Below are 10611 nucleotides of genomic sequence, written 5' to 3'. Positions count from 1 at the left end.
CTACAGGGAGATTGGCATGTCCGCTAGCAACCTGATCGTGCGCCAGTCCCTTGCGGTTGACGACAAGGCCGAACGAGACAGCCACACGACGGGTCAGGAGGTAGCGGCACAGGGCCCTCGACCGGACACTTCCAGATCTGGGATCATGCGGGCCATGGAATGGTTGTCCGTGGCCGTCGCCCTGTTGGCTCTGGTAGCGGCAGTGTGGGCGGTGGTCGAGCTGCGCCGGATGAAGCGGACCGCACAGCACCGGGACGCGGTGTCGCAGCAGGAGGGTCGCAGGCGGCAGGCGAACGAGGTGATGGCGTGGTTGTCGGCCGAGCTCGGAAAGCCCTCCGACCGCGGTTCGGTGATCGAGGTCCACAACCGCTCCGGAGCCCCGATATACGACCTCGTGGTGATGTCCTCCGACTTGGTGTACCGCGACCATCGGAGAGTGCGGGTGGACAATCCCCGCCTGGCCGTCAGGATTTTTCCGCCCGGCCATCTGATCTACGGCCTGGATCCGGAGCACGCGTGGGACCTGGGGCACCGCCCGGACGAGTACGAACGCCTGCGCCCGGTGACGATGTCCCCTGATCGCAGGGTGACGGCTTTCGAGTTTACGGATGCCTCCGGCACCCGGTGGCGCCGGTATGAGGACGGTGTGCTCGAGGAAGTGGCCCCGGAGCCGGACGAATGACGAAGCGGCCGGCGCCTGCCGTGTCCGGATGCCGGCCGCGCAGGGCAGGTGCGGATTCAGGAGGATGGGGACCTTGTCCAGTGTTCACTCTGTCGTTCACCCTTCATTCGAGCTCAGTGAACGAGTGAGGAGTGAATGAGAGCGTGAGCGAGAGTCCGCATAGACGAGCTCTGGCGAGAAGCCGTGCTGCGTGACGGTCTGGGGCGTGTACGGAGGTTCCTGTCTCCGAGTGGGCAACAGTGATCGGAAACCGGCCCAGTATGAGGTAACCCAGTTAGTCGCCAACCGGGGCCAACCCGCCCTCAAGAGCCCATGAACGGCGGCGGCCCGCTCTTGTGATACCGCCTTTCTCTGTGCGTGCCGGTCCGGGATGGGCCATAGTAATTCTGCAGTGACTGTCGTCGGAGGAGACGTCATGGCTGATCGCACGAAGAGCGATGGGAACACCGGGACCAGGGAGCAACGGCCTGCCCGCTTTGCTCGCTGGTCTCGTTGGCGCCGGGACGCCCCAGCGCCGCGTCCGTGGCGCACGGAGGGCCTTCCGGAGGACGGGCAGGGGCCGCAGAAGCCGGGCTGGTGGCGGCTGCTCGCGTGGTTCCTGATGTGGTGGTTCCTGCTTTTCACGCTGACCACCCTCCAGGACGTGGGCAGCGCCCAGGTGGCGTCCGTGCCGTACACGGAGTTCACCGACCAGGTGCGCGACGGCAACGTGGAGGAGGTCTTCGCCCGCGGCAACACGATCCAGGGGGTTCTCCGGGAGCCGGTCGAGCGCCCGGAGGGCGAGGGCGCCTACACCGAGTTCACCACCGAGCGGCCGGTCTTCGCGCAGGACGACCTGCTGGCCGCCCTGGAGACCCGCGGTGCGGAGGTCAGCGCGACCCCGGTGACCACCGAGCGGGGCTTCCTGGCGAACCTGTTCATCTCCCTGTTGCCGGTGGCCCTGCTCGTCTGGTTCTGGCTGTGGCTGCTGCGCCGGCAGACCGGTGGGGCGGGCGGTCTGCTCGGCCGGGGGAGGAAGCCCCGCCGGGTGGACCCGGCCGAGATCCGCGTCACCTTCGCCGACGTCGCCGGCATCGACGAGGTCAAGGGCCAGGTCGCCGAGATCGTCGACTTCCTCAAGAACCCCGACAAGTACCGCAAGCTGGGTGCCCGGATGCCTAAGGGCGTGCTGCTGGAGGGCCCGCCCGGCACGGGCAAGACCCTGCTGGCCCGGGCCACGGCCGGGGAGGCCGGGGTGCCGTTCTTCTCGGCCAGTGCTGCGGAGTTCATCGAGATGATCGTCGGGGTGGGTGCCTCCCGGGTACGGGAGCTGTTCGGAGAGGCGCGCAAGGTCGCTCCCGCGATCGTGTTCATCGACGAGATCGACACCATCGGCCGCGCCCGCTCCGCGGTCGGATCGGTGGGCGGGCGCGATGAGCACGAGCAGACCCTCAACCAGATCCTCACCGAGATGGACGGTTTCACCGGCACCGAGGGTGTGGTCGTGCTGGCGGCCACCAATCGCGCCGATATCCTGGACCCGGCCCTGACCCGGGCCGGGCGCTTCGACCGCAAGATCACCGTCGGGGTCCCCGACCAGCACGGCCGGGAGCAGATCCTGGCCGTCCACACGCGGAAAGTGCCGCTGGCCCCCGAGGTGGACCTCGCCCACATCGCGCGCACCACCCCGGGGATGACCGGGGCTGATCTGGCCAACCTCGTCAACGAGGCCGCGCTGCTGGCGGCCCGGCGCGGCCACGAGCAGGTGTCGACCCGGGACTTCACCGACGCGTTGGAGAAGGTCCAGCTCGGGGCCGAACGTTCCGTGGTCCTGCCTCGGGAGGAGCGGTTGCGCACCGCCTACCACGAGGCCGGTCACGCTCTGCTGGGCATGCTGCAACCGGGGGCGGACCCGGTGCGTAAGATCTCGATCGTCCCGCGCGGCCGCGCCCTCGGGGTGACCCTCTCCACCCCCGAGACGGACCGGTACGGCTACGACCGGGACTACCTCAAGGGCCGGATCATCGGGGCCCTGGGCGGGATGGCCGCCGAGGAGGAGGTGTTCGGGGTCATCACCACCGGGGCGGAGTCCGACCTGCAGACCGCCACCGGTATCGCCCGGCAGATGATCGGCCGATGGGGAATGTCGCCCCGGGTCGGCCCGGTGCAGGTCTACCCGCTCGAGGGCGACCCGCGCCAGGCAGGAGCCTCCGAGGCGCTGCTGGAGGCGGTCGACGAGGAAGTGCGGACCCTCATCGCCGACTGCTACGCCGAGGCCCGTCGCCTGCTGGCAGACAACCGCGACCGGCTCGAGGCGATCGTCGCCGCGCTCATGGAGCGCGAGAGCCTGGACGAGGCCGAGGTCTACGCCGTCGTCGGGATCGAGCGCCGCCCGGCTTCGTCCCAGCTAGTAGGGGCCGCCTCCGACTCTCCGGTCCGGGAGAACCCCGCCGGCGACACGGTCGCCACCCACCGGCGCGATGGCTGAGTGCGGTACAGCCGGGGCCGATGAGACCCATAAGATCCGGAAGGTCCCACAGGGGGCGGTGCTGGGGTCCTCCCAGCTCATGGCCCGTACCAACTCAGGGCCCGAGTCCATACTGCCGCCATCAGCGCCGTCTACCCCTGCCTGCTCCTGGCCCCTAGCGTGCGGGCACTGCCTGGCCAAGTCCCCCCCAGGACCCGCCGGTTCCCGCCGGCCCAGCACCTGCATCGATTGTGGCTGTCCGGTCACTGCCCGCCACACCCGCCGCCGGCCTGGACGAGGACGGGCACCCGCCTTGGCCTGTGCTGCCCTCTTTGAGGGCGTGGACGGTGATGTCGATGCCCCCGCACCGCCATCCCGCCTCGCGTACCACCGATGCGACACGGTCCTCCACGCTGGCAACGACGGCAACCGCGGCGTGTAACCGGTCGGGGGCCGCCACCACGGACGGGTCGAGGCACAACCCCAGGGCCACTTCAGCGCGGTTGCCCACGGCGCGCACGCGCACCCCGCAGCACGCCGCTACCCGGGCACGGGACGGACTCCCCCACCTGCTCGGGGCATCCATCACTACAGAAGCCAGGCCCAGCAGCGCATTGGTTCCCGTGCGCTGCAGCCGCACCACCCCGGGGGTGTCTGCTACCGCGCCGGCCACAGCATGGGCCACCGTACGGCAGGTACCCGCCGGCCGCGCTGAGGAAACCGGGCCGCGCCTCGGCTTCTGCTCCACAGCAGATTTGCCAGGGGAAGGCGAACGGAACATCAGAGGTGGTATCCCGGCGAACACGGCTTGGCGCCGCCGGAGGCCGTGCCGGCCTTGGGCGGACAAGGGCGCTCCGGTCCTGAACCGGGTAGTTCCGGAGGGCGCACTGACCGCACGATCCGAAGGATGCCGCTTCCGCCCCATGAGAGCGCCCTTTCTCAGCCGCGCCGAATGCGTCACACCACCAGCCGCTGCACGCCTTCACCGCACCGGTGCGTCCCGCGGTACTGCCGTCGCAATAACTCCCGGAGCGCGCTCTGACGGCGACCGATGTGTGACTGGAGCCTCAGGGTAGGAACGATGGGCCCCTACCGACAAGGCAACTTGTGCGTTTGCTGGATTTTTGCGCCGCTGACTGCTGGGCGAGCTGAACACCGCGACCGCAGTGCTCGGCTTGGATGGTCCGTCGGCCGCGGTGTCCGGACGCCGGTCACCACCAACCCAGGGAGCAGGGCGCGCCTCGGATCTTGGTCAGATCCCTGACCGCCGCCGCGGTGGAGCACCGGCAACGGTGCGTCGCCGGGGTTTTCGCCCACCGGCAACGGAGGCGAGCATATGGTGTGAGTACTGAGGAAGGGAAAGTTCGTGCTCCCTCGGTGCGATCCCGCAGCGGCTGGCGGTCTCACGTGCTCCTGCCGCGACGTGTTCGCTGACCGTGCTTCGGGCGGCGGAGGACTGAGATGGACGTGTGGACGGGTAGCCCCTATCCGTTGGGGGCGACCTACGACGGCAACGGCACGAACTTCGCCGTGTTCAGTGAGGCGGCCACGGCCGTGCACCTGTGCTTGTTCGACGCCGAGGGCACCGAGCACCGCATCGCACTGGAGGCCGTGGACGCTTTCGTGTGGCACTGTTACCTGCCGCACGTGATCCCCGGTCAGAAGTACGGGTACCGCGTGGAGGGTCCCTATGACCCCTCACGCGGTGTGCGGTGCAACCCGGCCAAACTGTTGCTGGACCCCTATGCCAAGGCCATCAGTGGCCAGGTCCGCTGGGGTCCGGCGGTGTTCTCCCACCACCCCGGTGATCCCGGATCGTTCAATGCCGAGGACTCGGCGCCCTCCACGATGCGGTCGGTGGTGATCAGCCCGTTCTTCGACTGGCAGGGGGACCGGCCCCCGCGGATCCCGTATCACGACTCGGTGATCTACGAGGCCCACGTCAAGGGCCTGACCATCCTGCACCCCGAGGTGCCGGCCGCCGAGCGAGGAACCTATGCGGGCGTGGCTCACCCGGCGGTGATCGAGCACCTGCAGAAGCTCGGGGTGACGGCCATCGAGCTCATGCCGGTGCACCAGTTCGTCCACGACGGGTTGCTGCTGGACAAGGGTCTGTGCAACTACTGGGGCTACAACAGCATCGGGTTCTTCGCCCCGCACAACGCCTACAGCTCCACCGCCGAGCCGGGACAGCAGGTCCAGGAGTTCAAGGCCATGGTCCGGTCCCTGCACCGGGCAGGGATCGAGGTGATCCTCGACGTGGTGTACAACCACACGGCCGAGGGCAACCACCTGGGCCCCACCCTGGCGTTCAAGGGCCTCGACAACTCCGCCTACTACCGGCTGGTCGAAGGCGAGAAGCAGTACTATATGGACTACACCGGCACCGGCAACACTCTCAACGTCCGCCACCCCCACGCGCTGCAGCTGATCATGGACTCTCTGCGCTACTGGGTGACGGAGATGCACGTGGACGGCTTCCGCTTCGATCTGGCCGCGACCTTGGCCCGTGAGTTCTATGACGTGGACCGGCTGGCCAGCTTCTTCGACCTGGTCCAGCAGGACCCGGTGGTCTCCCAGGTCAAGCTGATCGCCGAGCCCTGGGACATCGGTCCTGGGGGTTATCAGGTGGGGAACTTCCCGCCGCAGTGGACCGAGTGGAACGGCAGATACCGGGATGCGGTGCGCGATTTCTGGCGCGGAGCACCGGCCACCCTGGGGGAGTTCGCCTCACGGCTGGCCGGCTCGGCCGATCTCTACGAGTCCTCCGGGCGCCGCCCGTTCGCCTCCATCAACTTCGTCACCGCCCACGACGGCTTCACGCTGCGCGACCTCGTCTCCTACAACGAGAAGCACAACCAAGCCAACGGCGAGGACAACAACGACGGAGAGTCCCACAACCGCTCCTGGAACTGCGGGGTGGAGGGCCCCACGGACGACCCCGAGGTCCTGGCCCTGCGGGCGAGGCAGCAGCGCAACTTCCTGGCCACCCTGCTGCTGTCCCAAGGGGTGCCGATGCTGGTCCACGGGGACGAGCTGGGCCGGAGCCAGAACGGCAACAACAACGCCTACTGCCAGGACAACGAGCTGACCTGGATCAACTGGGAGAGCATGGACGCCCCGCTGAGCGAGTTCGTCGCCGCGGTGGCCCGGCTGCGCCGCCAGCACCCCACGTTCCGGCGCAACCGGTTCTTCAGCGGCCGACCCGTGGACCGGGAGCAGGGCCAGCCCTTGCCCGACATCGTGTGGCTGAATCCCGATGCCTCCCCCATGGTGCCCGCTGACTGGGGGCAACCGCTGGCCCGCGCCCTGGGGGTCTTCTACAACGGGGCCGCCATCGGCAAGGACTGGCGTGGACGCACGATCACGGACGTGAACTTCCTGCTGTGCTTCAACTCCCACGACGGGCCCGTGACCTTCACCCTCCCCCCAGCCGAGTACGCCCCGCAGTGGGAAGTCGTCCTGGACACCGCCGGCAAGAGTGCCGGCACCCGCCTCGTGGCCGCCGACGCACCCCTGGAAGTGGCCGGCAAATCCGTGCTCATCCTGCGCGCCTACACTGCCCCACCGGCAGAACCCGATCACTCCGTCGCTGCGTCCTTGGCCATCCTCACCGCCGGCACCGACGCAACCGCCCCGTCCACCAGCTGAAGATTCTCGCACGGGCGAACCTCCCCTCCACCGAGATGCTCATTCACCACCCCCACCCATGGCCAGGCACCAGAACCAGGTCGCACCGACCCTCACGCCGGGACCCATCCTGGGAGCACTGCCACCCCGCAGTGCACCTCGGAGCCTCGAATCAACCCCGACCCAGCACGGACACCGGAGCCTGGGAATGGGCGGACCCCGGTCACGCGTTGAAATCCTCGCCCACTCGGTGGGCGGTGCCTGCTAGCACAACTGGTAGTTGCACCGGTTTCTGGTACCGGGGGTTCCAGGTTCGAATCCTGGGCAGGCAGCACAGCCCAGCCACCGCACAAGGTGCAGCTAGGGATCGGCAAGCCGCCCCGTCCTCGACCACCGGTCGAGGACGGGGCGAGTCCCAAAGCCGGCCGTTCCGCCGACGGCCCCCTCCTCCGTGAGCGTGGAACCACGGCCGGCGCGGATGACGTTTCACCCGCGCCGGAAACAGATCTTTTGCTCCCCGCATCCGGTGCTTATCCTGGAAATGTCCCAACAAGTGCACCTCCGGCCCCCCTCGACGGGTCCACGGCCTCCGGTTGACGGCCGCCCCGACGTGACCGGGGCCGGGCCCGAGGAGAGGAGGCAAGTGATGGCTGGATTGATGCGCAGGGACGCCTTCGACATGCTCGAGCCGTTCCGCCGGCTCCTGGAAGGCGACCTGCAGTCCGATCTGAACGTGTCCTGGCCCAAGGTCGAGGAGTTCCAGGACGGCGAGGCCATGGTGATCCGGGCGGAGCTGCCCGACATCGACCCCGACCAGGATGTGGAGCTCACCGTGGCCAACGACATGCTGCGGCTGCGGGCCGAACGCCGCGAGAAGTCCGAGCACAAGGACAAGGCCACCTACCGTTCGGAGTTCCGCTACGGGTCCTTCGTGCGCACCCTGCCGTTGCCGGCCGGGACCAAGGAGGAGGACATCACCGCCACCTACAAGGACGGGGTGCTGGAGGTCCGGGCCCCGGTGACCGAGCCCGACCAGGTGCCCGGGACCAAGAAGATCCCCGTCACCCGCGGCTGAACACCGCTCTTACCCAACGGGGGGGGCGGCGGGGACCCGAAAGCCCTTGGGTCCCTGCCGCCCCCTCACGGGATGGGCTGCTGAGGCGCACAAGCCGACCGAGTCGATGGCCGCGACCCGTAACCTGTCCACCCGTTGCAGGATCCGCAGATCCGGCACATCCACGCTGCCACCGATGACAGCAGGCGGCATCGGACTCGAGACAGGGCGCCACTAGGCTGGGCTCCACCGCGCTGCAGCCATGGTCTCTGCCGGAGACGTAGTGGCGTGAGCGGGAACCTCATGCCAGGAGGAGTCCACATGACCAACCAGGTCCCGGTCCCGGTCGGAGAGGTGATCGAGCTCGCCCACCACCTCGTCGAGGCCTGGGGCAGCTGGGGACCGACCATGACCCCCGATGCCCGCCGGGTGGCGTTCATCAGCGACCGCTGCGGAGTCCCCGAGGTTTGGGTGCAGGAGGTGGTCCTCAACGGGCAACCGCCCGAAGCGATCCGCCTCAAGTTCTCCGATGACCCCGTGGTGGCAGTGCGCTGGTCCCCGGACAGCGCCTGGCTGGCGTGCGCGGTGGCCACCCACGGCGGGGTACGGACCCAGGTGTGGGCGGTGCGCCCGGACGGCACCGACGCGCGCCTGCTGGCCGGTTCCCCGCAGCTGCACGCCGAGCTGGGACCCTGGACCCGCAGCGGACACCACGTCATAATCACCATCCCCTCCGTGGAGCCCGGCGAGCAGACCCGCTCCTTCCTGGTCAACCCGGCCGACGCGGCGATGGTACCCGTGACGGAGGGGGAGTTGATCCACGTCCTCGACGTCTCGGTCGAGGAACGGCTGATCGTGGTCCGTGACGGCCAACGCGGCCAGGAGTTCTGCGAAGTCTTCGACCGGCTCACCGACCAGCACCACCCCCTGCTGCCCGACCGATCGACCGGGACCACAGAGGTGGCGCTGCTGCGCCCCTCACCACCCACGGCCCCGGGACCGCTGACGGCCTACGTGGTCACGGACGCGGGCCTGCCCCGCCGACAGTTGATCGCCATGGCGCTGAGCGTGGACGGCGTCCAGGGCCAGCCACGGACCCTGGCAGCTCGGGAGGACGCGGAGCTGGAGAACCTCGACGCCGACGACGCCGGACGCCGGCTGCTGCTGTCCTGGAACGTCGCCGGCTGCAGCGAGCTCGAGCTACTGGACACCACCACCGGTCAGCGCACCCCGCTCAGGGGCCTGCCCGGCCTGGTGGCCACCGATCCGGTGCTCAGCCGCGATGGCAACAGCATCGTCATGGCCGTGGAGGGCCCCGAACGGCCCCGCGAACTGTGGCACGTGGAGACCTCCACCCATCGGTGGACCCGCATCACCAGCACACCCCGACTACCCCGGTGGCACACGATCGAGCCGACCCTGGAAACCTACCGGGCCCGCGACGGACTGACCCTGACCGGCTGGCTCTACCGCGCCCCCGGGGCGAGGGAACCGGGCCCGGCGGCGCTGTACCTCCACGGCGGCCCGGAAGGCCAGGAACGGCCGACCTTCAACCCACAGCACCAGGCAATGGCCACCGCGGGGATCACCGTGTTCGCCCCCAACGTGCGCGGCTCCTCCGGGTTCGGCCGAGCCTTCGTCCATGCCGATGAGGTCCACCACCGCTACGACGCCTTCGAGGACGTCCTGGCCTCCGCCGACCACCTGATCCGCCTCGGTGTGGCCGACCCGGCACGAATCGCCGTCACCGGCCGCTCCTACGGCGGCTACCTCACCCTGGCCTCGCTGGCCTTCTTCCCCGCAGTCTTCGCCGCCGGCGTGGACATCTGCGGCATGTCAGACCTGCACACCTTCTACCGCGACACCGAGCCCTGGATCGCCGCCGCGGCCATCACCAAGTACGGCCACCCCGAACGCGACCGAGAACTGCTGCACGCGATCTCCCCCCTGCGCCAGGCCCACCGCATCACCGCGCCCCTGCTCGTGATCCACGGCGAGCTGGACACCAACGTGCCACTGGGCGAAGCCCGACAAATCGTCACCACCCTGGAAAAACTGGGCAGACCCGTCCAGTACCTCCAACTGGCCGGTGAAGGCCACGAGTACCGCCGGGCCCACTCACGCAAAATGCTCATCACCACCATGCTCCAGTTCCTCAGCAAGCACCTGGAACTGGTCCCCCAGCCATAACAGACGTCCGCCCCCCGTCCCTGCACCACTGACCTGCCGGCCGTCAGCGAGGCGAACGAGGCCGGTACACGCACTGACTCATTGAGGCACCCCCAGAAAATGCCTTGAGGCGTCCACAGCAACTCCACACTGTGGGAGGCGGAATCGATTCCACGCCCCCGCGAAACCGTCGCCGCACCCGGATTCTCGCTGGCCTCACCGAAAAGCACTGAACGACAGGAGCGCCGAAACACCAATCAGCGCCGTCCCGGTGCTCAACAGCGTGGCGGCGACCATAATGACACCCAACGTTGCCACGGCGGCGGTACGCCTGAACTGATCGATCTCCACCACGGTGACTCGCGCCAGCATGAACAGCAGCAACATGCCCAAGACCGCCAGCATCACTCCGACGAGGATCATCGCCACCACCTGCGCTCAGCGATCTCCGTTCCAGACATGACGTTCCTCCCTCGATGTACTCGATGCCGCATCCTGCGGCATCGCGCGGTGGCCCAGCACGCAGGGCGCGGCGGACATCTCCTCGTTGCACCGCCCCCGATCCCTCCCCCAGGAGCACCAACCCGCACCCGGCGACACACAAGGGACTATCGCAGTAACGGTGTAAGA

At 68.6% G+C, this 10611-nt stretch carries 6 protein-coding genes and 1 tRNA gene; 6 read left to right on the top strand and 1 reads right to left on the bottom strand.

Features of this window, described 5'->3' with window-relative positions:
• Nucleotides 1-16: 16 nt before the first annotated feature.
• The 6 genes from AS188_RS16220 (at nucleotide 17) to AS188_RS16195 (ending at nucleotide 10002) form a co-directional block, all read left to right on the top strand.
• A complete protein-coding gene (locus tag AS188_RS16220; RefSeq protein WP_058860100.1) occupies nucleotides 17-682 on the top strand; it encodes a hypothetical protein in 666 nt (221 codons plus the stop codon).
• A gap of 415 nt (nucleotides 683-1097) precedes the next feature.
• On the top strand, nucleotides 1098-3149 hold the full coding sequence (gene ftsH / locus AS188_RS16215; RefSeq protein WP_083529640.1) for an ATP-dependent zinc metalloprotease FtsH: 2052 nt from the start codon (nucleotides 1098-1100) through the stop codon (nucleotides 3147-3149).
• Between the two features lie 1440 nt (nucleotides 3150-4589).
• Complete coding sequence (glgX, locus tag AS188_RS16210) at nucleotides 4590-6779, top strand: glycogen debranching protein GlgX (protein WP_058860099.1); 2190 nt, start codon at nucleotides 4590-4592, stop codon at nucleotides 6777-6779.
• Between the two features lie 237 nt (nucleotides 6780-7016).
• Nucleotides 7017-7090 (top strand) — tRNA-Gln (locus tag AS188_RS16205).
• Between the two features lie 314 nt (nucleotides 7091-7404).
• Nucleotides 7405-7833: an Hsp20/alpha crystallin family protein gene (locus AS188_RS16200; RefSeq protein ID WP_058860098.1), complete on the top strand. Its 429-nt coding sequence runs from the start codon at nucleotides 7405-7407 to the stop codon at nucleotides 7831-7833.
• Nucleotides 7834-8133: 300 nt separating this feature from the next.
• Nucleotides 8134-10002: a S9 family peptidase gene (locus tag AS188_RS16195; RefSeq protein ID WP_058860097.1), complete on the top strand. Its 1869-nt coding sequence runs from the start codon at nucleotides 8134-8136 to the stop codon at nucleotides 10000-10002.
• A gap of 195 nt (nucleotides 10003-10197) precedes the next feature.
• On the opposite strand, the gene AS188_RS16190 is transcribed toward AS188_RS16195, so the two are convergent.
• A complete protein-coding gene (locus AS188_RS16190) occupies nucleotides 10198-10404 on the bottom strand; it encodes a hypothetical protein (RefSeq protein WP_143709977.1) in 207 nt (68 codons plus the stop codon).
• Nucleotides 10405-10611: the final 207 nt, after the last annotated feature.

The organism is Kocuria flava, from assembly GCF_001482365.1.
Taxonomy (GTDB): Bacteria; Actinomycetota; Actinomycetes; order Actinomycetales; family Micrococcaceae; genus Kocuria; species Kocuria flava.
Note: the sequence above shows the minus strand (reverse complement) of the source record. Positions and strands in the feature narration are given on the sequence as shown.

Bases quoted from the DNA above. Each gene is read 5' to 3' on its own strand.
- AS188_RS16220 (WP_058860100.1), top strand. From the start codon at position 17: ATGTCCGCTAGCAACCTGATCGTGCGCCAGTCCCTTGCGGTTGACGAC.
- ftsH (WP_083529640.1), top strand. From the start codon at position 1,098: ATGGCTGATCGCACGAAGAGCGATGGGAACACCGGGACCAGGGAGCAA.
- glgX (WP_058860099.1), top strand. From the start codon at position 4,590: ATGGACGTGTGGACGGGTAGCCCCTATCCGTTGGGGGCGACCTACGAC.
- AS188_RS16200 (WP_058860098.1), top strand. From the start codon at position 7,405: ATGGCTGGATTGATGCGCAGGGACGCCTTCGACATGCTCGAGCCGTTC.
- AS188_RS16195 (WP_058860097.1), top strand. From the start codon at position 8,134: ATGACCAACCAGGTCCCGGTCCCGGTCGGAGAGGTGATCGAGCTCGCC.
- AS188_RS16190 (WP_143709977.1), bottom strand. From the start codon at position 10,404: ATGATCCTCGTCGGAGTGATGCTGGCGGTCTTGGGCATGTTGCTGCTG.